The following is a 23,436-nucleotide window of genomic DNA, read 5'->3' as shown; positions in this document are numbered from 1 at the left end:
CGATGGAAAATACAAGTTATTCCATTGTTTCATTCTCTACTCGCAGACAGCAATAGCTATTGCAAACCGTTGTTTTCTAGCAGGCTCTCCGCCGCCAACGGTATTTCCCGTATAATCGAGCCCGTTCCGCCAAGCGATTTGATTTCCTTGCCATCAACCCGTATTTCAAGTCCGCCGGCATTACCGGTTGTCAGCTTAAGATCAGGCGTATTCGGCGCCATATAGGTGTCACCGGGATTAAGGACCCGTGATAACACCGGATTATCATCTTCTGCCTTCACTTCAACCCAGCTTTCTTCCGTTGCGCGTAGAACAACGCGGGCATCCGTATTCTCAACACCGAATGTCCGCGGCATCGGGCTCGCCGGTGATCCCTCCGTCGCCGTTGCGGGCTCTCCGGGTGTTGCTGTTTGCAATGTATCCTGAGGATAGGCGGTGGTCACTTCAGTCTGCTGAGGTGACGTTGTCTGGGTTTCAGCCCCCTCATCTGGATCAGACACCGTTGCCGCCGTCTCCGTTTCGCTCTCCACATTTTCTGCGGCGGGCGCAGTTTCAGTGACTTCGGTCGTATCCGCGGAAACTGAGTCTGAAGACGCCGGAACTACCGTCTCTTCAGTCGTGGCAACGTCAGCATCCATATTATCCTGAGAAAGCTCTGTCGCAACAGTGGTATTGGTATCCGACTCCATATTTACTTCAGAACTCGCTTCCGGCTGCTGCGTCATATCGTCGGGGTTTCCCGCCACACGATTTCCATTGTCCGCCTGGACTGTCGCATTCTCATCATTAATTACCGGGGCTTCAGTGGTCGGCGAGGTCTGCAGAATCTCCGCCATGTTCTTCGGAGTCTCATTCTCTGAAACCGCGTTGGCAGTGGCAGCGGTTTCATCCGACTCCATCACCTCCAAATCACGGATTTTGCTTGCCAGATGTTCCGGCAATTCCGCAACCCGCTCAAAATCGAGGCTTTCGCTTTCCTGATAAAAAAACCATCCTGCCAACAATATCAAAGCGAAAACGAGCGTTCCAAGCAATATACCCGCACCTGGCATTCGCCCCCCTGTCGAAGGTTCAGGAAACGCAAGTGAGGGAACACGGAGGCCATCGCCTTCTTCATGCTTATACAACTCTACGATCGCAACGGCATCAAGATCCAGCAAATTGGCATAAGATCGCAGGAAACCGGTTACAAATGTTTGCCCGGGAAGGCTGTTAAAGTTTCCCTCCTCCAGCGCGTGGACCTGACTTGCGCGCAAGCGAAGGATATCCGCAACCTGGTGCAACGACAGCCCTCTCGCTTCCCTCGCTTCCCGTAGCCGTGCACCAACGGTCAGGGGAGCTTCATCTTCCGGTTCAATAATTTCCTCCGCTTTTTGAAATGACACCCTATTTCCCTTGGACGCATTTCTGCCGAACAAGTTAGGTTGTGTCACGACATCTCGTCGCTTGCTGTCTCTCGCCATAATCGAACGCCAAACATACAGTTTTCTATTTCGTCACAACAGCTTTGCCGACATTATCGGCAAAATTAGGTAAACTTCAATCTCTTATATAATGATTGAGTGATCCCGGGCAAATGACCGCAATTGATCCCTCACGGAATGGTCCCGCGACAGACAAAGACTGCGAACATAATTTTCCAATTTGCCGATATCTGTACTAAGCACCATTTCCTTGATCCGCCCCAATGCCTCTGAGGACATGGAAAAATTCCGGTAACCCAATCCCAATAGCGCCATCGCCTCCAACGGCCGACCTGCAATATCGCCGCAAATCGAGAACGGTTTATCTGCTTTTTCACATTGTTCGGCAATATTCCGGAACAATGCCAAAAGGGTCGGACTCAATGTGTCATACCGATCACTGATTTTTGGGTTTCCCCGATCAACGGCGAAAAAGAACTGCATCAAATCATTTGATCCGACCGAGATAAAATCAACCTCATTTAAAAGTTGCGGCAGCTGCCAAACAATTGAGGGCACCTCGATCATGGTGCCTACTCTCACACTTAGCGGCGCGCCGCCCGCTTTTTGCTTCGCCCGCTCGATCTCCTTGTTCAAGATAGCCTTTGCTTCCAAAAACTCCGACACTTCCGCAATCATTGGAAACATCAAGGACAAGTCCCGTCCTGCCGCCGCTCGGACCAACGCCCGAAGCTGACTCCGGAGCAACGCTGGTCGGTCAAGACCAATGCGAATAGCCCGCCATCCTAACGCGGGGTTTTCCTCCACCTTAGTTTTAAGATATGGCAGCATTTTGTCACCGCCGATATCCAGTGTCCGAAAGATGACTGGCTTTCCTTCCATCTTGTCCAGCACACGCGCATACAACTCAGTCTGCTCATCTACTTTCGGCATCTGGGAGCGCACCATGAATTGCAGCTCCGTTCTGAAAAGTCCAATACCATCCGCGCCAAATTCCGGAAAGTGATCAATGTCGAGCAGTAACCCTGCATTGACGTTCAGGCTAAGCGGTATGTTGTCCTTTGATATATTAGGTTTGTCACGGAGCGCCGCATATTTTGCCTGACGCTGCTCGCGCTGATTCTGACTTCTTGAAAAGGCTTCCTGGACATCTTCACCCGGGCGCAGGAAAACCTGACCATGTTCCGCATCAACAAGGACAAAATCTCCCTGCTCCACATTCTCACGAATGCTCGCACATTGACCGATTACCGGCACCCCGAGAGCTCGGGCGACAATTGCGGCGTGGCTGGCCCGCGTACCGGCTTCCAATACTACTGCTTTCAGATGCCGACGGTCATAGTCAAGCAATTCCGCAGCTCCCATATTAGCCGCAATCACCACCGTGTCCTTGGTAAGGTTGCGGCGGTCGATCTGAACCCTTCCATCAAGATGCAGGTATAGGCGGTTAGCTAGATCATCGAGTTCTGACAGCCGTTCCCGTAGATAAGGGTCATTGATTTCCTTCATCCGGGCCCGCGTATCATCCTGTACACGCTTGATCGCAGCTTCGACGGTAAGACCGGTCCCAACCGCATCATGTAATTTTTTTAGCCAGCCCTTGTCATGGGCAAACATCTTATAGGCTTCAAAGATATCCTTTGATTCGTCCGTCAATATTGTGTTGGTCGCCAGCAATAGCTTGTCAACCGAACTTTGCAGGGCGCTTATAGCGGAAGTCAAACGGTTCAGCTCTTTTGCCCGATCTTGAGAAATGGTCCGCAGCACTTCTATTCTGGGTTCATGCAGCATCGCATAGCCTGCCGCCAACCCTTCTGCTAGAACCTTCCCGCTGACGTGATGCGGCAATGTCGCGTTGCCGGCGGTGTCGGAAAATTCCGTCGATGCGACCATCTCTTCGGAACTGACGAGTTCCGCGACAACCATCGCAACGGTCTGTAGGGCCTCCACTTCCTCATCTGTATAGATACGGCGGGTGCGGTTCTGGACTACCAGAACTCCGATTACCCGTCCTCCACGTAATATTGGTGTGCCAAGCAGGGAATGGTATTCTTCTTCGCCTGTTTCCGGGCGGTAGGCAAACTGCGGATGGGATTGTGCGTCCGAAAGATTAAGCGGTCGGGCCCGGGCGGCGATGTCACCTACCAGACCTTCTCCAAAGCGAAGTCGGGTCTGATGTACAGAATTCTTTTTAAGGCCTTCAGTTGCGTACAACTCCAGTACGTCGCCAGCTCGCCTGAGATAGCAAGAACAGACCTCGGCAATCATGTTACCTGCAATCAGGCGGACAATCTCACTCAGCCGTTGTTCCGCATCGCCATGCCCCGCCATAACCTGGTGGAGCTTGCGTAGAAGCAATCTGGGCGCGCTGATGCCGAGGCCACTCATTTATGAGGTATTCCTCTCCACTTCAGAACCCGCAAGCGCTGCACGGGCCTGCGCAACCAGTTCCTCGACGATCTCCGTCGTTGATTGCTCTTTCTTGACCATGCCCACGCTTTGACCCGCCATGACAGAGCCGAATTCAACATCGCCATCAATAACGGCCCGACGCAATGCACCTGCCCAGAAATGCTCAATTTCCAGCTGTGCAGCTTCAAGATCCAACTCACCGGACTTATACTTCGCAATCACCGCATGCTGTGTCTCAATGAATTTCTTGCCACCTTCATTATTGAGAGCACGCACGGGGATAACCGGAAACAAGGGGTCCACCTGAACCGTTGTGACCGCGTCACGGGCATTCGCACGAATAAACGCTTTTTTGAAATCTGGATGGGCAATGGATTCATGTGCGCACACAAACATTGTGCCCAACTGACAGCCGGATGCCCCCATCCGCAGATAATTTGCGATCGCTTCACCGCGGCCAATGCCGCCCGCCACGAAAACAGGCACTTCCGTAATATGCGGCAGGATTTCCTGCGCCAACACACTGGTCGAGACTGGCCCGATATGCCCGCCGGCTTCCATCCCTTCAATGACCAGAGCATCTGCGCCCGTGCGGATCAGCTTCTTGGCAAGCGCCAATATTGGCGCAAAACAAATGGTCTTGGCCCCACCCTCCTTGATTTTGGAAATGGTTTCCTTCGACGGGACGCCGCCCGCAAGCACCACATGTCCAATATCGTTAGCGAGGCAGGTGTCAACGAGTTTGTCGAGATCGGGGTGCATGGTGATCAGATTTACACCGAACGGCTTTTTCGTAAGGGCTTGCGTTCCCTTGATTTCGGCATCAAGCAATTCTGGCGTCATCGCTCCACAGGCAATAACCCCAAATCCCCCGGCGTTTGAAATTGCGGCGACCAGATTACGCTCCGAAACCCAGGACATCGCCCCGCCCATAATCGCGTATTTAGTCCCAAGGAAATCACAACCTCGCTTCCAGGCCATCTCGATCGTCTGAGGCCCGTTCTTCATCATCTTGTCCATCTTACGCCGCATCCAGTCCAAAGGCAGTATGAAGAGTTCGCACTGCAAGTTCCGTATATTCTTCAGCCAACAGCACGCTGACCTTGATTTCAGAGGTTGAAATCACCTGAATATTAATCCCTTTTTCCGCAAGCGCAGAAAACATGGTCTTGGCCACACCAGAGTGACTACGCATCCCCATTCCGACGATAGACACTTTCACAACATTCGGATCGGGAACAATGGCTTTGCACGCGGCCTTATCTTTCAGCTGGTCCAGAACGGCAAGCGCCTGGTTCATTTCCTTGCGACCAACAGTAAAGGTAAGATCCGTGGCCTTGCCATCTTCGGAGACATTCTGAACGATCATGTCCACATTGACATTTGCGTCTGCCAGCGCGCCAAAGACAAGCGCTGCCATCCCCGGTCGGTCTGCGACCTGTTGCAATGTCACCTTGGCTTCATCACGGGTGTAGGTAACGCCACTCACAACCTGTTGTTCCACGATATCTTCCTCATCTACAACCAATGTTCCCGGTAAATCTTCGAAACTTGAGAGTACCTGCAGCTTCACCCGGTGCTTCATTGCCATCTCGACGGAGCGGGTTTGAAGGACCTTGGCGCCGAGGGACGCCAACTCCAGCATTTCCTCATAGGTAATTTTATCAAGTTTGGCGGCTTTTGTCGCGATCCGTGGATCGGCGGTATAAATACCGTCCACATCCGTGTAAATATCACAACGATCCGCCTTAAGAGCTGCGGCCAGCGCAACAGCGGAAGTGTCGGAACCGCCCCGGCCCAACGTCGTGATCCGGTTGTCCGAGCCAATCCCCTGGAAACCGGCACAGACGGCCACCTGCTGATCCTCAAATCGCTTGATAATCTCTGTACAATCTATGCTTTCGATCCGAGCGGCGCTATGAACGGCATTCGTCTTAACCGGGACCTGCCAACCCAGCCATGATCGTGCCGATATGCCAAGCCCCTGAAGGGCAAGCGACAGAAGGCCAACAGTTACCTGCTCGCCGCTGGAGACAACGACATCATATTCCCGAGCATCGTGCAAAACAGAGATATCAGAGACGAGATCAACCAGCCGGTTCGTATCACCGGACATCGCGGATACGACAACCGCCACCTCATGACCGGCATCAACTTCCCTTTTTACCTTGTGGGCAACATTCTTGATCCGCTCTACCGTGCCGACCGAGGTCCCCCCGAATTTCATCACCAGCCGCGCCATGGCCGCATTACCCCTCCCCCTGCCCCATGGCAAGGGTTCAAAAAAAGATGTATGTAGTCACATTTGCCCTTTGGCTCCAAAGCAGCGTATACATATACTTAAGGAGGCCTGCGGGGCAAGCTCCGCGGCGAATTTAATACAATAAGGCTGACATTTTTATGGCGTCCGATGAAGAGGCAATTATGAACGACGCAGTGAAGGCAAAATCGGTAGATCCAGATGAAATTGCCAACTTCGAGGCCATGGCCGAAGAATGGTGGGATGAGAACGGCAAATTCAAGCCCCTGCATAAATTCAATCCGATTCGAATTGGTTACGTTCGCGATACGGTCGTTGCTCATTTTGGCCTGCAAACAGGTGATGCGGTGGTCAAGCTGAAGCCTTTTACCGGATTGAAAGTTCTGGACATTGGCTGCGGTGGCGGATTGCTGTCTGAACCGATGGCGCGATTGGGTGCGGACGTAATCGCCGCGGATGCCTCCCGGAAAAATATACAGATTGCGGCGCTCCATGCCGAAAAAAACGGTCTTGATATCGACTATCGCCATACGACGGCAGAGGAACTCGCCGCATCAGGAGAGAAATTCGATGTTATCCTAAACATGGAGGTTATTGAGCATGTCGCCGATATTGAAGGCTTTATTGAGGCCTGCGCCACCATGCTCAAACCCGGCGGCATCATGTTTGTGGCAACATTGAATCGCACAGCTAAAAGCTTCGCCTTTGCGATTGTCGGCGCAGAATATGTTCTCCGATGGCTGCCCAAGGGGACCCACAGCTGGAGAAAATTCTTGAAACCTTCGGAAGTCGCCCGCCTTGTTCGTGGCAATGATCTCACGGTCAAGGATATTGCCGGCGCGACTTATAACCCGTTCGAAGATCGATGGCATATCAGCAAGGATCTCAGCATCAATTATCTACTTGCTGCTGCAAAACCCGCATAATCACGCTAAAACCGAATTGACCGCACCGATCAATTTGCCCTATTGGGTAGCTTTTAGATGTAATGAGAACTGACATGTCACTGAAACCGTCACCGCTTGCCCCTGCTGCGTTTCCCGATTTTCCGGAAATCAAAGGCGTGCGATTTGCCGCCGGTAATTCAGGTATGCGCTATAAAGGCCGCGATGACGTCATGCTGGCTGAATTCTCTGACAGGACAACCGTCGCCGGCGTTTTCACAAAGAACTCCATGCCGGGCGCCCCGGTTGACTGGGACCGTGAGATCCTGTCCACAGGCACCGCACGGGGACTTGTCGTCAATGCCGGTATAGCAAATGTCTTTACCGGCACGGCGGGTCGTAAAACGGTGGAAGAAACGGCAACGACAACAGCCGGACTGCTCAACGCCAAACCGGAGCAGATTTATATCGCGTCTACCGGCGTGATTGGCGAACCCGTCCCGACGGAGAAAATCACTGAACTTCTTCCTCGCCTTGCCGAAGACTTATCTTCTGCAGCGGGTGAAGCGGCAGCAAAAGCCATCATGACTACCGATACCTTCGCCAAGGGGGCCGTCGCACGGGCCACCATCGGAGGGAAAAAAGTCTGGCTTGCAGGTTTTGCAAAGGGATCCGGAATGATCGCGCCGGACATGGCGACCATGCTTGCCTTCCTGTTTACAGATGCGGTGATCCCCGCAGATGTCCTGCAGGAATTATTATCGGAAGCGAATGAGAAAAGCTTTAATTGCGTTACTGTGGATTCAGATACATCCACCAGTGACACTGTCATTCTTTTTGCGACCGGCGCCGCTGAAAATGATTCTTCGCAACAAACAGCAAACCCTCTCCTCGATGATTTCAAACGCGCATTATTGGAGATTATGACGGACCTGGCGCAGCAGGTCGCCCGCGATGGGGAAGGCGCGAGCAAGTTCATCACGGTTAAAGTGAGTGGTGCAGCAAGTGATGCCTCGGCAAAGACTATCGCGCTTGCCATTGCGAATTCCCCGCTTGTGAAAACGGCGATTGCCGGGGAGGATGCAAACTGGGGCCGGGTTGTTATGGCCGTCGGTAAATCAGGCGAAAAGGCGGATCGTGACAAAATGAACCTCCGGATGGGCGGTATCCTGATCGCCGAGAATGGCGTCCGTGCACCCTCTTACCGCGAAGCGGATGTCATGCCGCATATGCAGGGCAAGGAGATCCTGATTGAGGTGGATGTCGCAGTTGGAAAGGGTTCCGCTTTTGCCTGGACCTGTGATCTGACGCATGGCTATATCGAGATTAATGCCGATTACCGAAGTTAAGAGCCCTGTGATGTCTTTTCCGACTGTTCTTGTTGCTGCCGTTGCGCTCGTTGATGACGACAACCGCGTCCTGATTGCCCAGCGTCCCGAAGGAAAAAGCATGGCCGGGCTCTGGGAATTTCCGGGCGGCAAGGTCGAGGCAGGAGAAACACCGGAAGCTGCCCTTATAAGGGAGCTGAAAGAGGAACTCGCCATCGATGTGACGGAGGCCTGTCTTGCGCCTTTTACGTTTGCGAGCCACACATATGAAAAGTTCCATCTATTGATGCCACTTTACGTCTGTCGACGTTGGAGCGGATCACCTCGCCCGATTGAAGGCCAAACCCTCAAATGGGTGCGCGTGAAAAGACTTGGGGATTTTGCGATGCCTCCGGCCGATATACCCCTGATCGCCATGCTCCGCGACCTGCTGTAGCAGAAAGCCTCCAAGTAAAATGTTCTAAACTAAAAAGGCCGGCATTTGGACTTTCTCCTCATCCAAAGGCCGGCCCATGTAGACCATATCTCAATATCTTGAGCTCGAAATTAAGGCAGGCACCAGATGCCTCGACATTCGTCAAGTCTACATTAGAAATTACAAACCAAAAACTGCTTTAGATCAACTACTTTTATTCTAAGCACAGATTTCGGTTCATAATTTTCTTGAGCCGACCCTGTGTTTTGCCGATGATGTGCTTGGTTTTCTTCGCGACCTCATTGCGGCAATAGACATTATTTTTCGAGAAAATCGCTCATACTATGCCTTGCGCTGCCACGCCGCAACGGCTGTTGCTGGCTGTCATGGGGTGACCAACCCGTCATGTATATTATCTGGAATGTCGCGGGCACTCGACCGTCCTCGTCGGCATAGCGATCCAGATATAATTCCGCCGCGCGCATCAGGACTTTGCTGCCGGTGAAATTTTTCTGGCGCGCCATGAGGGCATTTGCCTCACCCATTCCGCGCAATTCACGCATAAGAGCGAACGGATGTTCGTACTTTAGTGTGATCATCTCTGTGTCTGTCACCGGCAAGGCCAGCCCTGCCCTTTGAAGCAACGCTCCGGCATCCCGAACTTCTGTAAAAGGCGAAACGCGGGGGCTAACGCCCCCCTTAATCTCCGATTCTGCCTCAAAAAGGCAGGATTTCAATTCCTGCAAGCTGTCGATGCCAAGCAGCGCCCCTAAGAACAACCCGTTAGGCTTAAGTATGCTTCGTATCTGCGAGAGCGCACCGGGCAGATCATTCGTCCAGTGCAAGGCTAGTACGCTCCCTACAAGATCGAATGTCTCGGGCTTAAAGGGTAAAAACTCCTCGTCTAATACAACAGCAGCGTTTTTTACCTCGCGCAACATGTCTTCACATATATCGGTGCGGATGACACGTTGTGCCTTCTCCAAGGAGATCACCTGTTCCGCAAATCCTCCCCCCCTTCCGCCAAGATCGAGAGCTAGCCCGAAATCATGATTGATATCCAGCAGCCGTTCGGCCAATCGCGCGGCCACCTCGTCGAACAAGAACCGGTGCCGCGGCCAGTCTATCCGGGCGGCGCGGCGGCGATGATCCGCCACTGCTCTGCGATCAAACAGAATATGATCTGGATCTATTAACGAGGTTGATTTTCTCATTTTGCCCTTATGGCATTTTCTAAATGGGGACACAATTACCTAGAGTATATGTCGTTACCCTGCCTTTTTTTGAGATATATTTTCCATCATGTTTACCGTATAATTTTGCGGACATGCCCATTTCAGCCCGCCAAATTATTCGTCACATGCAAAAGACGGCACTGGATGCCGTCTTTCCGCCAGGCTGCGTAAATTGTTCTGAGCCAATCGACAGCCCTGGTAATCTTTGTAGTCGCTGCTGGCCTGAAATGACTTATATCTCGGCTCCATTCTGCGATATTTGCGGTTACCCGTTTGAGTATCACGCGGGCGACGGCATGATCTGTGCCGCCTGCCTCAAACGGCCACCGGCCTACTCCAAGGCGCGCGCTGTTCTCAAATATGATGAGGCAAGCCGGGATATGATCCTTGGCTATAAACATTCGGACCAGACGAACCGGGCTCCGACCTTCGCACAGTGGATGAATCGCGCCGGGCTGAGCCTGATTGACGGTTGTGATATGATATGCCCTGTTCCGTTACATCGGCAGCGGCTGATCCAGCGACGCTTCAACCAGTCGGCGATGCTCGCCCGGGAATTATCAAAGCTAGGCGACAAGCCTGCTATACTCGACCTTCTCATACGAAAGCATCATACCAGAACGCAAGGTGGATTGAGCGCGCGGGCCAGATTCCGCAACGTGCGCGGCGCATTCGAGATAAATCCGGCCCGCATTTCACAGTTAAAAGGGGCGCGGATTCTGCTAATAGACGACGTTCTGACAACAGGGGCCACGGTTGAGGCCTGCAGCAAATGCCTGCTTGATGCCGGAGCTCTGAATGTAGATGTTTTAACCTTCAGCCGCGTTGTCAGAGCAGCAAATAACATTATATGATAAAATCATACCGGCATGTCCTTTATTTTTTAAGAAGCACTTGATGAAAAACATAGAAATATACACAACGATGTTCTGCCCCTTTTGTTCCCGCGCAAAAAAGCTGTTGAATAACAAGGGGGCCGATTACAAGGAAATTGACGTAACGGTGGACGGAGATCTTCGGGAGGAAATGACCCGACGGGCCCATGGCGCTTATACAGTTCCGCAGATTTTTGTCGATGGGGAGCATATTGGCGATAGTGATATGATCCATATGCTCGATGCCAAAGGAACTCTGGACCATATTTTGGGAATCAACTGATCCCGAGAGGAGGATAACATGTCTTCATTCACCGCAGGTTGCATACAAATGACGAGCACAGGCGATGTGCAGGGAAACCTTGATATTGCAACGACGCTGATCCGGGAAGCAGTGAGTGCGGGCGCTGACTTTATTGCGACACCGGAAGTAACGAATATGCTGGAACCGAATAAGGCGGAAGCGCGCGCCAAAGCACAATATCAAGAGGATGATATTACATTGAAGTCCTTCCGCGCACTGGCGGAAGAAACTGGCGCCTGGATTCTGGCGGGCTCTCTTGTTATCAAGAAACCCGATGATGATCGCCTCGCTAATCGGTCTTTCCTGATCCGGCCCGATGGCGGCATTGCCGCGCAATATGACAAGATCCATATGTTCGATGTGGAACTTAGCAACGGAGAAAGCCATAAAGAGAGTCGCGCCTATGCGCCGGGAAACAAGGCGCAACTCGCGGAAACAACATGGGGAACGTTCGGCCTTTCAGTCTGTTATGATGTGCGGTTTGCCCATCTCTACCAGCAATTGGCATTAAATGGCGCAAAGGTCCTGACCGTCCCGGCGGCCTTTACGGCGACGACTGGCCAAGCGCATTGGCATGTCCTGTTGCGGGCGCGGGCGATTGAAAATGGCGCTTTTGTCATTGCCCCTGCCCAGTGCGGACAACATTCAGAGAAAAGGCGCACCTATGGTCATTCACTGATTATTGATCCCTGGGGGGAAGTGCTCGCCGATGGCGGTAACGAGCCGGGCTTCATCACGGCAAGAATAGATCTGGCGGAAGCAGAAAAGCGCCGCCGCCAGGTTCCGAATTTAAGCAATATTGTAGACTTCACCTTGCAGGCACCCGAGTCGGTTTCCGATGCGGCTGAATAAGACTCCCTGATCAGGTCCGTTTTCTTGCGGCGATGGATTGACGACAGGCCGGGACTGGGTTTTCTATATAGCCATCGAATGAATCAATTATATCGAAGTTCTGGCTCAATTGTTCTGAGAGCTCTCCCGGCATCAACAGAAAATCCGGATTCCGGGGTCGCCCATATTTTTCGTTCCCTTGCGCAAATGTATCGTAGAGCAGAATCCCTCCCGGTTTGAGGGTTTCACGAAGATGCGAAAACAAGGGGCGCCAAAGGTAATTTACGACGACTATTGCACCAACGCTCTCGGGTCTGAAAGGCCATGGCGCCCCTTCAAGATCAGCCTGGACTATCGATAGGCCGCTTCGTCCTTCATTGCCCGCAATCGCTGACGTATCAATGTCAACAGCAGTAACCTCATACCCTTGTTCCAAAAAGAACAGGCTATGGCGACCATTGCCACATGCCACGTCGATAACAGCCTGATCCTTCGGGATAAGGTTCACATGTTTTTCAATCCATGGTGATATTGAGCGCATGCCGACACCTTGCTTCTATAGATTAAAAACTTGTGTTTAACGGGAAAACGATTATTTCTTAATAGAAGATATTTTCAACTACTTACCGTTTTTTGCAGATGATTAAATACGACCTTAAGTGTGAAAATACCCATGTATTTGAAGCATGGTTTAAAAACAGCGCGACCTTTGACGAGCAAGCGGACGCGGGCGATGTGATTTGTGCCGTATGCGGATCAACGACTGTGAGCAAGGCACCGATGGCACCGTCCGTCCCACGCAAAGGAACAACGAAGAGATCAAAGCGTGAAAAAGCTGCCAGCCAGGAATCGGATCAGGCCGCCATGGTTATGTCTGCTCTTCGACAACTTCGCAAAACAGTTGAAGAAAATTGCGATTATGTGGGCACACGGTTTGCCGAAGAAGCCCGTAGAATTCACTATGGCGAAGTGGAAAAGCACGGCATTTACGGAGAGGCGACGGCGGAGGAAAGTCGGGAATTAAGCGAGGAAGGTGTCGAAATAAACGAGATTCCCTGGCTTCCCGCGACAAACAGCTGAAACACTAGATCATATAAAAAAGGCCCGGAAGTTCCGGGCCTTTTTTTGAAAACACGAAAGCCGCTTACTCTTTCTTGTCGTCTTCCATTTTCGTATCTTCCGTAGACGAATTTTCCTGCGATTCTTCCGCTGCTTTTTCATCCTCAGCCGGCGTCATCAGGAGAATGGAGGCATCCGCCTTCAATTCTTCAATCAGCTCGTCTATCACCGAATTGCTTACCTTGGAACGAAGCTCAGGTTTCTTCTCTTCAAAGGTTGGCGGTTCGGTATTGCGGCGGTCCTCAGCCTTGATGACATGAAAGCCGAACTGACTTTCTACAGGCGCTTTCGTATACTCACCGTTTTCCAGATTGAAGGCCGCATCTGCAAATTCCGGCACCATGCTGCCTTTTGCAAAATAACCGAGATCACCACCATTCGGACCAGAGGGGCCAGTCGAGTATTCTTTGGCAAGCTCGGCAAAATCGCCACCGTCATCCAGCAACTTGATTACATCATTGGCTTCTTGTTCTGTCTTGAGCAGAATATGTCGCGCATGCAGCTGTTCTTCAGGTGTAAAACCGGCAATGCTCTTTTCATATTCTTCTTGCAGCAGCTCATCCGTTACAAGTTCATCAATCTTGGATTTGATATAAAATTCCTGCATTAGCTGCGTCCGCACAGCGTCAAGCCGATCCTTGTATTCAGAGCTATCATGCAGATTGTCTTTCTCGGCCGCCTGGGAGATGACTTCCATGCTGATCAATTGCTGTAACAGCTGTTCCTTGATCATAGCCATTGGCGCCTGACGATACTGCTGTGGCAGGGAGCTATAAAGAGTCGCAACATCCGCCTCTGTTATATTTTCCCCATTCACGGTTGCCAGGACTTCGCTATCCGGTTCTTCGGATGCCTTGGTCTCTTCCGTTTTCATATCATCCGAGGCAACCATATCCAGGCCGGGTATCGCGCCACTTTGTGTGCCAACGTAATATCCGATGACCAGACAAAGCACGGCGACTACCGCCAGAGCGAAATAATGTAGTGATTTCATAGTATTAGAACCCCGATTAATATTATATGCGGTTAGGAGCAAGTTACTGAGCTCCCGCAGGCGAAGATTTCAAGCGAATATAGTAATATTTCAACTCATAACAACCTTTGTTCCTCGGGAACTGGTTTTTTCCATATTTTTACCATTAAATCCGACACCTTTATGCCCCTTCCGCGCCGGATAGATTGACATGACTGCGCTTGCCCCTTATCTGTCTGAATATTTATTAAGCTGGTTTTGCCCTCAAAGTGAGACTATTTAAGACATAACCTCTGCGCACGAAACAGCGCACCCAGAAAAAACAACCCATGACTGGAGTTTAGTCAGATATGTTCGGTTCCTTTGCCAAGAAGTTATTCGGGTCACCGAATGACAGGGCACTTAAACTTGTTCGAACCAAAGTTGACGAAATCAATGCGTTTGAAGATAAGATCAAGCCATTGTCCGACAGCGAACTATTGGCAAAGACCCAGGAATTCAAAGATCGCCTTGTGGCAGGATCAACGCTCGATGATCTTCTACCCGAAGCCTTCGCCTGCGTGAGAGAGGCAGCCTCCCGCGCTCTAGGAGAGCGCCATTATGATGTCCAGCTTCTTGGTGGCATCGTTCTTCATCAGGGCAAGATCACCGAAATGAAAACCGGTGAAGGTAAGACACTTGTCTCCACCCTGCCTGCCTATCTTAATGCCCTGACCGGCAAGGGTGTGCATATCGTGACTGTAAATGATTATCTCGCCCGGCGTGATTCACAATGGATGGGACAGGTATTTTCTATGCTCGGCCTGACAGTCGGCTGTATTGTTCATGGTATTGATGAACAGGAACGTGCGGCGGCCTATCAGGCCGACATAACATACGGCACAAATAACGAATTCGGCTTCGACTACCTTCGCGACAATATGAAGTATGAGAAATCAGCGATGGTGCAGCGAGGTTTTCATTATGCCATTGTCGATGAGGTGGACAGTATCCTGATCGATGAAGCGCGGACACCTCTTATTATTTCCGGTCCGGCCGAGGATTCCTCCGACCTTTATCTCGCCATCGATGCTTTGATCCCGAACCTCAAGGACGACGACTACGAGGTCGATGAAAAAACAAAAACCGTTGGCTTTTCGGAGGATGGCGCCGAAGATATCGAGCGGGTACTGGATGAGGCAGGCCTTCTTAAGGGCGACAATCTCTATGACGTGGAGAATGTGGCGATTGTTCATCACCTGAACCAGGCTCTTCGCGCCCATAAACTTTTCGAGAAAGACAAGGATTACATCGTCAAGAACGACAAGGTTATCATTATTGACGAATTCACCGGGCGCATGATGGAAGGGCGGCGCTACTCTGAAGGATTGCATCAAGCTCTCGAAGCCCGGGAAAAGGTCACGATCCAGCCGGAAAACCAGACTCTGGCTTCCATTACATTCCAGAACTATTTCCGCCTGTATGAAAAGCTTTCAGGCATGACCGGCACGGCATCGACGGAAGCGGATGAGTTTCATGAAATTTATGGTCTGGAAGTTATTGAAATTCCGACAAATGTCCCTGTCGCACGCGCGGATGCAGATGATGAAGTTTACCGTACGGCCGAAGAAAAATATAATGCAATTGTCATTACAATTGAGGATTGCCTGAAACGCGGCCAGCCCGTCCTTGTTGGCACGGTGTCTATTGAAAAATCCGAAATGTTATCGGAATTGCTGAAGCAGAAGAAAATCCCACATAAGGTCCTGAATGCCCGATATCATGAACAGGAAGCGGAGATCATTAGTCAGGCCGGACGTGTTGGCGCCGTCACAATTGCCACGAATATGGCGGGACGCGGAACGGACATCAAACTCGGCGGTAACGAGGAAATGAGGATTGCCGCCAAAACCGAGGAAATGACGGATGAGGCGGAAATTGCCAAGGTAACCGCCGAGATCAAAGCCGAGATAGCCGAGCAGCGCAAGCAGGTACTGGAAGCAGGCGGCCTGTTTGTCATCGGCACAGAACGGCATGAATCCCGGCGTATCGATAATCAGCTCCGCGGTCGTTCCGGTCGGCAGGGGGACCCCGGCACCTCACGCTTCTTTCTCTCGCTTCAGGATGACCTGATGCGTATTTTCGGCTCTGAGCGGATGGATGGCATGCTTCGCAAACTCGGCCTGGAAGAAGGGGAGGCTATTGTCCATCCCTGGATTAACAAAGCCTTGGAGAAAGCGCAGCAAAAAGTCGAGGCGCGTAACTATGATATCCGTAAAAACCTTCTGAAATTCGATGATGTCATGAATGATCAGCGCAAGGTCATTTATGAGCAACGCATTGAATTGATGGATACGCAAGATGTCTCCGAGACGGTCACCACCATGCGCAATGAAGTGATCGATGATATGGTCGCCACCCATATTCCTCCGAAGGCCTATCCGGAGCAGTGGGACGTGGAGGGGCTGAAACTCGAAGCGGCCCGGACGCTCTCTCTTGAGCTTCCTGTAGACGAATGGGCGGCTGAAGAGGGGATTGCCGATGAGGAAATCCGTGACCGCCTGAAAGATCACGCCAATCGCAAGATGGCGGAAAAGGCCGTTCGTTACGGTTCCGACGTCATGCGCATGGTCGAGAAAAGCATTCTTCTGCAAATACTCGATCAAGCCTGGAAGGAGCATCTCCTCCAGCTCGATCAGTTGCGCCAAGGTGTTTCGCTACGCGCCTACGCCCAGAAGGACCCGCTCAATGAATATAAGAGCGAAGCCTTCAATATGTTCGAGATGATGTTGAACCAGCTGCGTGAAACGGTAACAACCTACCTTTCGCACGTTCATCTGCAAAATCCGGCGGAGCAGCTAAAGCGCCCCGAACCGGACGAGCAGGAAATAACAGCAACTCATATTGATCCGGTTACCGGAGAGAACGAACTTGACGCTCCCGATATCAACACCGACGGCGATAATGCGGAGAACTGGGGCAAGGTGCGACGCAATGCTCCCTGCCCTTGTGGCTCAGGGAAAAAATTCAAGCAGTGTCACGGCCGCGTCTGAAGGCATAAAAACAAAAGCTATTTCAAGGCAACCATATGATCTCCTTTCTAAAATCTCTGCTATCCGAGGATAGTACGGCCGAGCCAAAAACTCAGGATGAGGCACGTGTCGCAACGGCCGCTCTCCTGATTGAAGCCGCTCTGTCCGATGACGATTTCAAAGATGTCGAACGTGAGGCCATCGTTGATGTCATGATTCGGCACTACGAAACATCCGATGCTGAGGCCCGTGAGCTTGTTGCTCACGCGGAAGAGGCACAAGCGGAATCAGATCAGCTTTTTTATTTTACGCGGGCAGTAAAAGACAGCTTTCCCATCGAGACGAGAGTGCAAATGATCGAAATGTTATGGGAGGTTGCCTATGCAGATGGCGTTCTCAGCAAATATGAAGCCAACCTTGTCCGTCGCATCGCCGGACTGATCTATGTGAGTGACCGGGACAGCGGCATCGCCCGTAAAAGGGTTATGGCCCGCCTTGGTATTGCGGAAAACTAATTTTTCCTGCCCGAGATGCTTTTAGGGTTGTTTTTCCCTGTTATTAGCGATAATCCGTTAGGAAAGACATCCATGTCTTGTGTTTTGTTGCTTCCACGAACTGACTGGAGAAAATAGATGACCTACGTTGTTACCGAAAATTGCATCCGCTGCAAATTTATGGACTGCGTGGAGGTCTGCCCCGTCGACTGTTTCTATGAAGGCGAAAACATGCTGGTGATACATCCCGATGAATGTATCGACTGCGGCGTGTGCGAACCGGAGTGCCCCGCCGAAGCAATTCTTCCCGACACGGAAGAAGTCGCCGAGAAATTTTTGGAACTCAATCGCGAGTACTCGGAAGTATGGCCGAATATTACGCAAAAAGGCGACCAGCCTGCGGATGCCGAGGAATGGCAGGACAAGCCCAATAAATATGAAACTGAGTTCAGCCCCAAGCCCGGTGGACAAGGGTAATTTCTGTCATTACACGTCGGAAATTACGTAAAACTCTCAGAAATTAAATAACATTATTAGCTTTTAGCCTAGAATCGTGCTATGGTTACCCCATGCTTTAGGTTTGTTATAGTAGGGGTGGCGTGCAAATTGCGTGTATTGCTGTTTGCGCCAAATATAGCTTGGCCTATTTTTTTGATGGATTCTGTAATGATCTGCAGCGCTGTAAATGCAGCTGCTTTTTTTTGCGCCATCACAGGAATTCGGGAATTCCCGCGGTTGATGAGAAGGACTTAAATGACAAAAGAAATGGATTTCGCCCCGCTTGATCATGTGGTCTATCCAACTCATGGTGTTGGACAGGTTATCAGCATAGAAGAGCAGGAAATTTCAGGCATGGCCCTGACGCTTTATGTGGTCGATTTTGCTCATGAGAAAATGACCCTTCGTGTGCCGGTCAAGCAAGCCAAGAATGTCGGCATGCGCGCCTTGTCTTCACCAAAGAAGATGAAGTCCGCACTCGATACCCTCAAGGGCCGCGCCCGCATCAAGCGGACCATGTGGAGCCGTCGGGCCCAGGAGTACGAAGCAAAAATCAATTCTGGCGATCCGGTCCAGATTGCCGAGGTTGTCCGCGACCTGCACCGGAATGACGATCAGCCGGATCAGTCATACAGCGAGCGTCAGATATATGAAGCCGCGCTGGTAAGGCTCTCACGTGAGCTTGCCGTTGTCGAACAGATCGAGGCTGACGCAGCCACGGAGAAGGTTCAAAAGGTTTTGAAAGTCGCCTGACTTTCATAAAAGAAGAATATATCAAGGCCCGGAAGAAATTCCGGGCCTTTTCTATAATAATTTGATGAAAATCTTCTGGAAGACTTGCCAATATCCCCACAAGGTTTCATTGTGAGAAACTATGAAATCAAGTAGTTACAAAGAAAAATTTGGTTGCCTAAGCGCGACCAGACGTGTCTGGGCTGTTGCCTCAATCCATGGGGAAGCGGCGGCACTGGTGACTATTCATGATGAAATTGCCCGCCGGTGGGAACATGGCGACCGCCTTGTATATCTTGGAAACTATCTTGGCCGCGGATCAGGCATAAAAGCCGTATTGGACGAATTGCTATCCTTTCGTATAAACCGACTTTGCATGCCCGGAATGATACCCGAAGATATCGTCTTTTTGCGTGGCGCGCAGGAAGAAATTCTACGCAACCTCCTTCAGCTACAGCTCGCTCCGCAACCGACTGATGTCTTTAACTGGATGATTGCAAATGATATCGCTTACACGCTCGAGGCATATGGCGAATCCGAAGAGGAAACCCGACGCTACATTCGTGAAGGCACCCTTGCCACAACCAAATGGACAAATCGCCTTCGCGAAAAAATCCGGGAACAGCCAGGACATAACGATATCCTGATCGCGCTTCGCCGGGCGGCCTTTACAGAAGGTGGTGAACTTTTGTTCGTTCATGCCGGTATCGACCCCAACCTGCCTGTTGTCGAACAAAATGACAGCTTCTGGTGGGGGAACCGCCATTTTAAAGAAATTAACACCTCCTATTCAGGCTTTCGAAAAGTCATCCGCGGCTTTGAAAAGCAACATGGTGGAGTCACTGTAACACCTTATACGGTGACGCTGGATGGCGGTTCCGGTTACGGCGGAACTCTGGAAGCCGCCTGCTTTAATTTGGATGGTAAGACCGTGGACCAGATCAGCGTCCCAACTTAGACACAGATCTCTTAACCACCAAATTTTATGTTTTTATATTGCTGGCCCGATGGAGGAACTCCGTCCTCAAATGCCGGATTGAGTAAAATAAACAGTGCTTCCTTGTCCTTCGACACATCCGCCATTCCGGACAGAATAGAAGAAAGGCTCTCGCCACTCGTAACCGCTTCAATCTCTATCCGTGCAGGTTTGATGGCTGCCGCTTCTGCAGCATCCATCGGCTGGAAGCTTTTAAAACTCTGGGTAAATTTTTCCTGAAGGCTGCTATTGGATACCGTGCTCTGATAGGCAAATCGCGCAACACGGCCATTCCCGAAATCAATTGCCACCGCCGTCAGGTAAACAGTTGTCCCATTCCGATCAAGCGCAAGACGGGTTGCGGCTGCGGGAGCGCCATTAACCTCCATAGATGTAACATTTGGTACGTTCAGTTTCGCAAGCCATTCCCGCTGCAGGTAGTTTGCCATTGATTGCCCGTAATTTGCCTGCTTACCCAGATCAAACACCATCTGGCTGCCCTTCCCGTCAACCGCATATACCGCTTGTGCGGAATTAATAAGCTGAAAGTCCTCCGGCGCCATGAATTTAAATCTCAAGACGGGATGCAGGAACTCTCTGCCGCGAATAATCCCCTCTTTGGGGTCGTCCCCATAGAGCATTTCGTCAATGGCCGCTAAATAACGATCTTTTTCAAATTTCCGGTCAAGGTCATCAGCCTTTTGATTCGCCGATGCCGCCGCCCGTTCAATACGATCTCCTGTCTGGGGGTGGGAGGCGAAGAAATCGAAGCTACCGCCGCCAGCATTCCCTGTCATAGCTGCCATGTATTTGGTCTGCGCATCCATCCGAGACAGAAAATCGGCCATTGCTTCGCGCGGATACCCTGCCTTTCCGAGATATCTCACCCCGAGCTGATCGGCTTCATACTCCTGCTCACGCGAATATGAAGCTACGTAAAGTCCGCCCAGTTGCTGTCCCAGCTCCTGAACAACGGAACTACCCGTCAACACGCCCGCAAGCACGCCCAAAAGACCAATCCCGGTCGCTCGGGACTGGCGGGCCGCGCCGTGGCGGGCCGTGACATGTCCTATTTCATGGGCGAGCACACCGGCAACCTCAGCTTCATTCGTGGCTAGGGACAGTAAACCACGCGTGATGTATACATATCCGCCCGGAAGCGCAAATGCGTTGACGACGGGGGAATTCAGAATGGTGAAGCGCCACGGCAAATCCCGCATTTCCGAGACGAAGGCAAGGCGCAGGCCGATATCGAGAATATACTCATTCAGTCCTTCCTGAATATATTCACCGCCATATTGCGCAACAACACGCTCATGCTGTTCCGCCCCAATTTTCTGATCGTCGCCCGGTTCGAAGACAGAGAAGAGGTTATCAAGCAGATTGGCATTCGCCGACGTGGTCATTGGAGGGAGAAGTCCGAGAGCAATCACGGGAACAATAAAGAGCCGGGCCGGTCGCCAGCGTTTATGTAAAGCGCTTTTCCTCACTTGTTGCTATCCTTCACCTGCGGTTTCCTGTATTTCCAGCTGTTCTGGAAATTCCAGTTCTAAATATGGGCCATTATAAAACCGAACAAGCCCCCTCACCCTAACTGATTTACTCTTCAGGTCCGTCAACTTCCAGTCCCCGTGTTCAAATTTTTTCCGCGCGGTCGAAGAGATGGCTGCTGTAAAATCAGTTCGCCAGTCCTCCCCAAAATTGAGATAGGTCGTGCTGGAACTCTTATAAACGTCAAGAACAACGCCCTTGGCGATGATGAACTGTCCGTCCCAATATCGATTTGGAGGTTGGTTTGCGTCCAAAACAGAAAACTCCCGCCAGAGCCCTAATTCCCTCTCGGCCGCCCGCTTCTCAGCCACTAGCAGGCGCTCCCGAAACTCCGGGGGATATTTTGGAGACGCGTCCCACCAACCATATCCCTCAGCAATCAGAGCTTCCTGAAGCCATTCGCCATCCGCTGTTATGATACGGCCCTGCAAGTCCCCATAACGGTTATGAAGGGAGCCGGACTTGCGAAATTCACCTGTTTCTAAAGAGAATCGCAATCCATTCAGGGAATTGAGAATGAACTGGCGGGCATCAAGATAAAGAGAGACGTTCGTTTTTTCGTCAACAAGGCGCACACCATAAATCGTGACGCGGGCATCATCCACCGTCACAATGAGATTGTCTTCCAGTTTTTTCAAGACGTGCCCAGTTTCAAACGTTTCTGCCTGAGCCAAGGCAGATAGTCCAAACAAGACGCCAGCAATCATAAATCCCAAACCACGCATTTTTCCCCCACCCTATTTTGGCGATTATTTCATTGGCAATCAATCAGATTAGAGGGGGCAGAACACTTTCTTATTTTACATACTATTACTGTGTAATATATTTTTATACGTTTTTAGTTGATATTTAAATGTATACCTCATACCTATGATGGGAATGTGAAAACGATTGGATAGAGAATGACCAATTCTACAGCCCAGTTTTGCTCCGAATCGGAAGCCGCCCGCCTCCGGGGGCTCTATGGCCATCTTTCCGGCACGTCGTTACTTGATGCGCTTGTGACAAAAGAGCTCGGTGGGAAGATAATGCTTTCATCTTCCTTCGGTGCTGAATCCGCAGTGCTGCTTGACATGGTCGCAAAGGTTGACCCGACAATCCCGGTTATTTTTCTCGATACACGCCGTCTCTTCGGGGAAACGTTGCGCTATCAAAAAACCCTGACAGATCATTTCGGCTTGGAGGATGTCCGTATCGTCAGTCCCGATGACGGCGTTCTGTTACGGCTTGATCCGGATGACATGCTGTTCAACGAAGATCCGGACAAATGCTGTCATATCCGGAAAGTACAGCCACTTGATAAGATGATGAATAAAATGGGAAATCTGGGATTTAGAGCCTGGATTACTGGTCGCAAGAACTTCCAGTCAGCAACCCGGTCCGGTCTTTCAACGATCGAAGCTGACACGGATTTCATCAAGATCAATCCCCTTGCTGACTGGACAGGAGACGACATCAAGCAGGCGTTTCTGGCAAAAAACTTGCCGCCCCACCCACTTGTGGCAGACGGGTTCAAGTCCATTGGCTGCATGCCCTGCACCAGCCGGGTCGCCGAGGGCGCCGACCCAAGGTCTGGCCGATGGGCCGGCAAGGCGAAAACGGAGTGCGGCATCCACTTAAGGCGTCCCTCAGGATTGGTGACATCTATATAACATAATTTTTGTGTTATTTAATTTTAAATCACATTTTTCTTGCGATATTAAAATAAATATCTACATTTATAAGAAATAAGGATATTGGCTCGCGCTCGGTTGTATGTTGAGCCTTTTATTAAGGAGAGCAACAATGGCATTGCAGGTTTATACGGCATCCCTGTTAAAAGAAGGTCTGGTCGCGTATCTTACTCTTGAAAATGGCAATCCTTCCTGGACCCCCGATATACGGCAGGCAACCGCAGGAACGGACTCGGAGCTTGAAATTCTGAAACTGGCAGCAGAGCAGGCAGAACAGGATAACCACATCGTCGCGCCTTACGCGATTGACGTCCTTGAAACGGAAGCTGGTTACATCGCCTCCACGAAACGCGAGCAAATTCGCGCAAGCGGTCCGACGATCAGCCTGCCGCAAGACGCAGTCCGCGCGAGCCGCAAAGCCGCCTAAAGGCAAGGTATACA

General features: G+C 51.1%; 23 protein-coding genes. 14 read left to right on the top strand and 9 right to left on the bottom strand.

Features of this window, described 5'->3' with window-relative positions; all coding sequences use genetic code 11:
* Window positions 1-56: 56 nt before the first annotated feature.
* From AACZ19_RS16350 to AACZ19_RS16335, 4 genes are all read right to left on the bottom strand, one after another.
* Window positions 57-1,385, bottom strand: coding sequence for a RodZ domain-containing protein (locus AACZ19_RS16350; protein ID WP_339635568.1), 1,329 nt, complete (start codon window positions 1,383-1,385; stop codon window positions 57-59).
* A gap of 162 nt (window positions 1,386-1,547) precedes the next feature.
* On the bottom strand, window positions 1,548-3,812 hold the full coding sequence (gene ptsP, locus AACZ19_RS16345) for a phosphoenolpyruvate--protein phosphotransferase (RefSeq protein ID WP_339635567.1): 2,265 nt from the start codon (window positions 3,810-3,812) through the stop codon (window positions 1,548-1,550).
* A complete protein-coding gene (locus tag AACZ19_RS16340; RefSeq protein ID WP_339635566.1) occupies window positions 3,813-4,856 on the bottom strand; it encodes a nitronate monooxygenase in 1,044 nt (347 codons plus the stop codon). It abuts the gene before it with no gap.
* A 1-nt stretch (window position 4,857) separates the two neighbouring features.
* Window positions 4,858-6,078 carry an aspartate kinase gene (locus tag AACZ19_RS16335; protein ID WP_339635565.1) on the bottom strand — a complete coding sequence of 407 codons (1,221 nt, stop codon included), beginning with the start codon at window positions 6,076-6,078 and terminating at the stop codon, window positions 4,858-4,860.
* 158 nt (window positions 6,079-6,236) lie between these two features.
* On the opposite strand from AACZ19_RS16335, the gene ubiG reads away from it, so the two are divergent.
* The 3 genes from ubiG (at window position 6,237) to mutT (ending at window position 8,744) form a co-directional block, all read left to right on the top strand.
* Window positions 6,237-7,022: a bifunctional 2-polyprenyl-6-hydroxyphenol methylase/3-demethylubiquinol 3-O-methyltransferase UbiG gene (gene ubiG, locus AACZ19_RS16330; protein ID WP_339635564.1), complete on the top strand. Its 786-nt coding sequence runs from the start codon at window positions 6,237-6,239 to the stop codon at window positions 7,020-7,022.
* 74 nt (window positions 7,023-7,096) lie between these two features.
* Window positions 7,097-8,329 (top strand): bifunctional glutamate N-acetyltransferase/amino-acid acetyltransferase ArgJ, encoded by a 1,233-nt coding sequence (argJ, locus tag AACZ19_RS16325; RefSeq protein WP_339635563.1) that lies wholly within the window; start codon window positions 7,097-7,099, stop codon window positions 8,327-8,329.
* 10 nt (window positions 8,330-8,339) lie between these two features.
* Complete coding sequence (gene mutT / locus AACZ19_RS16320; RefSeq protein ID WP_339635562.1) at window positions 8,340-8,744, top strand: 8-oxo-dGTP diphosphatase MutT; 405 nt, start codon at window positions 8,340-8,342, stop codon at window positions 8,742-8,744.
* 296 nt (window positions 8,745-9,040) lie between these two features.
* On the opposite strand, the gene AACZ19_RS16315 is transcribed toward mutT, so the two are convergent.
* Entirely contained in the window at window positions 9,041-9,937 is an 897-nt protein-coding gene (locus AACZ19_RS16315; protein WP_339635561.1) for a methyltransferase domain-containing protein, read from the bottom strand.
* 23 nt (window positions 9,938-9,960) lie between these two features.
* Here AACZ19_RS16315 and AACZ19_RS16310 point away from each other — a divergent pair, with 23 nt between their 5' ends.
* The 3 genes from AACZ19_RS16310 to AACZ19_RS16300 are packed head-to-tail and all read left to right on the top strand — an operon-like array spanning window position 9,961 to window position 11,989.
* A complete protein-coding gene (locus tag AACZ19_RS16310; RefSeq protein WP_339635560.1) occupies window positions 9,961-10,812 on the top strand; it encodes a ComF family protein in 852 nt (283 codons plus the stop codon).
* A 43-nt stretch (window positions 10,813-10,855) separates the two neighbouring features.
* Window positions 10,856-11,116, top strand: coding sequence for a glutaredoxin 3 (gene grxC, locus AACZ19_RS16305; protein WP_339635559.1), 261 nt, complete (start codon window positions 10,856-10,858; stop codon window positions 11,114-11,116).
* Window positions 11,117-11,134: 18 nt separating this feature from the next.
* Window positions 11,135-11,989 (top strand): carbon-nitrogen hydrolase family protein, encoded by an 855-nt coding sequence (locus tag AACZ19_RS16300; RefSeq protein ID WP_339635558.1) that lies wholly within the window; start codon window positions 11,135-11,137, stop codon window positions 11,987-11,989.
* A 10-nt stretch (window positions 11,990-11,999) separates the two neighbouring features.
* On the opposite strand, the gene AACZ19_RS16295 is transcribed toward AACZ19_RS16300, so the two are convergent.
* Window positions 12,000-12,509 (bottom strand): class I SAM-dependent methyltransferase, encoded by a 510-nt coding sequence (locus AACZ19_RS16295; protein WP_339635557.1) that lies wholly within the window; start codon window positions 12,507-12,509, stop codon window positions 12,000-12,002.
* A 98-nt stretch (window positions 12,510-12,607) separates the two neighbouring features.
* Between AACZ19_RS16295 and AACZ19_RS16290 the strand changes: the two genes are divergently transcribed.
* The gene (locus tag AACZ19_RS16290; RefSeq protein WP_339635556.1) at window positions 12,608-13,048 is read left to right on the top strand and encodes a DUF1178 family protein; all 441 of its coding nucleotides are present in this window, start codon (window positions 12,608-12,610) and stop codon (window positions 13,046-13,048) included.
* A 64-nt stretch (window positions 13,049-13,112) separates the two neighbouring features.
* On the opposite strand, the gene AACZ19_RS16285 is transcribed toward AACZ19_RS16290, so the two are convergent.
* Entirely contained in the window at window positions 13,113-14,081 is a 969-nt protein-coding gene (locus tag AACZ19_RS16285; protein ID WP_339635555.1) for a peptidylprolyl isomerase, read from the bottom strand.
* A 329-nt stretch (window positions 14,082-14,410) separates the two neighbouring features.
* Here AACZ19_RS16285 and secA point away from each other — a divergent pair, with 329 nt between their 5' ends.
* The 5 genes from secA to AACZ19_RS16260 all read left to right on the top strand — a co-directional run bounded on the left by secA (window position 14,411) and on the right by AACZ19_RS16260 (window position 19,753).
* Window positions 14,411-17,092 (top strand): preprotein translocase subunit SecA, encoded by a 2,682-nt coding sequence (gene secA, locus AACZ19_RS16280; RefSeq protein ID WP_339635554.1) that lies wholly within the window; start codon window positions 14,411-14,413, stop codon window positions 17,090-17,092.
* A gap of 35 nt (window positions 17,093-17,127) precedes the next feature.
* Window positions 17,128-17,586 (top strand): TerB family tellurite resistance protein, encoded by a 459-nt coding sequence (locus tag AACZ19_RS16275; RefSeq protein ID WP_339635553.1) that lies wholly within the window; start codon window positions 17,128-17,130, stop codon window positions 17,584-17,586.
* A gap of 117 nt (window positions 17,587-17,703) precedes the next feature.
* Entirely contained in the window at window positions 17,704-18,042 is a 339-nt protein-coding gene (gene fdxA / locus AACZ19_RS16270) for a ferredoxin FdxA (protein WP_339635552.1), read from the top strand.
* A gap of 276 nt (window positions 18,043-18,318) precedes the next feature.
* Complete coding sequence (locus AACZ19_RS16265; protein WP_339635550.1) at window positions 18,319-18,816, top strand: CarD family transcriptional regulator; 498 nt, start codon at window positions 18,319-18,321, stop codon at window positions 18,814-18,816.
* 121 nt (window positions 18,817-18,937) lie between these two features.
* Window positions 18,938-19,753 (top strand): hypothetical protein, encoded by an 816-nt coding sequence (locus tag AACZ19_RS16260; protein WP_339635549.1) that lies wholly within the window; start codon window positions 18,938-18,940, stop codon window positions 19,751-19,753.
* A gap of 11 nt (window positions 19,754-19,764) precedes the next feature.
* Here AACZ19_RS16260 and AACZ19_RS16255 read toward each other — a convergent pair whose 3' ends face one another.
* Window positions 19,765-21,261, bottom strand: coding sequence for a M48 family metalloprotease (locus tag AACZ19_RS16255; protein ID WP_339635548.1), 1,497 nt, complete (start codon window positions 21,259-21,261; stop codon window positions 19,765-19,767).
* Window positions 21,262-21,267: 6 nt separating this feature from the next.
* Window positions 21,268-21,960: a thermonuclease family protein gene (locus tag AACZ19_RS16250; protein ID WP_339635547.1), complete on the bottom strand. Its 693-nt coding sequence runs from the start codon at window positions 21,958-21,960 to the stop codon at window positions 21,268-21,270.
* A 264-nt stretch (window positions 21,961-22,224) separates the two neighbouring features.
* Between AACZ19_RS16250 and AACZ19_RS16245 the strand changes: the two genes are divergently transcribed.
* Together AACZ19_RS16245 and AACZ19_RS16240 are read left to right on the top strand one after the other, a co-directional pair.
* The gene (locus AACZ19_RS16245) at window positions 22,225-22,974 is read left to right on the top strand and encodes a phosphoadenylyl-sulfate reductase (protein ID WP_339635546.1); all 750 of its coding nucleotides are present in this window, start codon (window positions 22,225-22,227) and stop codon (window positions 22,972-22,974) included.
* Window positions 22,975-23,107: 133 nt separating this feature from the next.
* Complete coding sequence (locus AACZ19_RS16240; protein WP_339635545.1) at window positions 23,108-23,422, top strand: DUF2849 domain-containing protein; 315 nt, start codon at window positions 23,108-23,110, stop codon at window positions 23,420-23,422.
* Window positions 23,423-23,436 lie beyond the last annotated feature (14 nt).

It is taken from the genome of uncultured Sneathiella sp. (genome assembly GCF_963973085.1).
Lineage (GTDB): Bacteria > Pseudomonadota > Alphaproteobacteria > Sneathiellales > Sneathiellaceae > Sneathiella.
Note: the sequence above shows the minus strand (reverse complement) of the source record. Positions and strands in the feature narration are given on the sequence as shown.

Coding starts and splice junctions, on each gene's coding strand:
- AACZ19_RS16245 (WP_339635546.1), top strand. CDS start 22,225: ATGACCAATTCTACAGCCCAGTTTTGCTCCGAATCGGAAGCCGCCCGC.
- AACZ19_RS16285 (WP_339635555.1), bottom strand. CDS start 14,081: ATGAAATCACTACATTATTTCGCTCTGGCGGTAGTCGCCGTGCTTTGT.
- AACZ19_RS16265 (WP_339635550.1), top strand. CDS start 18,319: ATGACAAAAGAAATGGATTTCGCCCCGCTTGATCATGTGGTCTATCCA.
- fdxA (WP_339635552.1), top strand. CDS start 17,704: ATGACCTACGTTGTTACCGAAAATTGCATCCGCTGCAAATTTATGGAC.
- AACZ19_RS16310 (WP_339635560.1), top strand. CDS start 9,961: ATGGGGACACAATTACCTAGAGTATATGTCGTTACCCTGCCTTTTTTT.
- AACZ19_RS16300 (WP_339635558.1), top strand. CDS start 11,135: ATGTCTTCATTCACCGCAGGTTGCATACAAATGACGAGCACAGGCGAT.
- grxC (WP_339635559.1), top strand. CDS start 10,856: ATGAAAAACATAGAAATATACACAACGATGTTCTGCCCCTTTTGTTCC.
- ptsP (WP_339635567.1), bottom strand. CDS start 3,812: ATGAGTGGCCTCGGCATCAGCGCGCCCAGATTGCTTCTACGCAAGCTC.
- ubiG (WP_339635564.1), top strand. CDS start 6,237: ATGGCGTCCGATGAAGAGGCAATTATGAACGACGCAGTGAAGGCAAAA.
- AACZ19_RS16275 (WP_339635553.1), top strand. CDS start 17,128: ATGATCTCCTTTCTAAAATCTCTGCTATCCGAGGATAGTACGGCCGAG.
- argJ (WP_339635563.1), top strand. CDS start 7,097: ATGTCACTGAAACCGTCACCGCTTGCCCCTGCTGCGTTTCCCGATTTT.
- AACZ19_RS16295 (WP_339635557.1), bottom strand. CDS start 12,509: ATGCGCTCAATATCACCATGGATTGAAAAACATGTGAACCTTATCCCG.
- mutT (WP_339635562.1), top strand. CDS start 8,340: ATGTCTTTTCCGACTGTTCTTGTTGCTGCCGTTGCGCTCGTTGATGAC.
- AACZ19_RS16290 (WP_339635556.1), top strand. CDS start 12,608: ATGATTAAATACGACCTTAAGTGTGAAAATACCCATGTATTTGAAGCA.
- AACZ19_RS16335 (WP_339635565.1), bottom strand. CDS start 6,078: ATGGCGCGGCTGGTGATGAAATTCGGGGGGACCTCGGTCGGCACGGTA.
- AACZ19_RS16340 (WP_339635566.1), bottom strand. CDS start 4,856: ATGGACAAGATGATGAAGAACGGGCCTCAGACGATCGAGATGGCCTGG.
- secA (WP_339635554.1), top strand. CDS start 14,411: ATGTTCGGTTCCTTTGCCAAGAAGTTATTCGGGTCACCGAATGACAGG.
- AACZ19_RS16315 (WP_339635561.1), bottom strand. CDS start 9,937: ATGAGAAAATCAACCTCGTTAATAGATCCAGATCATATTCTGTTTGAT.
- AACZ19_RS16240 (WP_339635545.1), top strand. CDS start 23,108: ATGGCATTGCAGGTTTATACGGCATCCCTGTTAAAAGAAGGTCTGGTC.
- AACZ19_RS16260 (WP_339635549.1), top strand. CDS start 18,938: ATGAAATCAAGTAGTTACAAAGAAAAATTTGGTTGCCTAAGCGCGACC.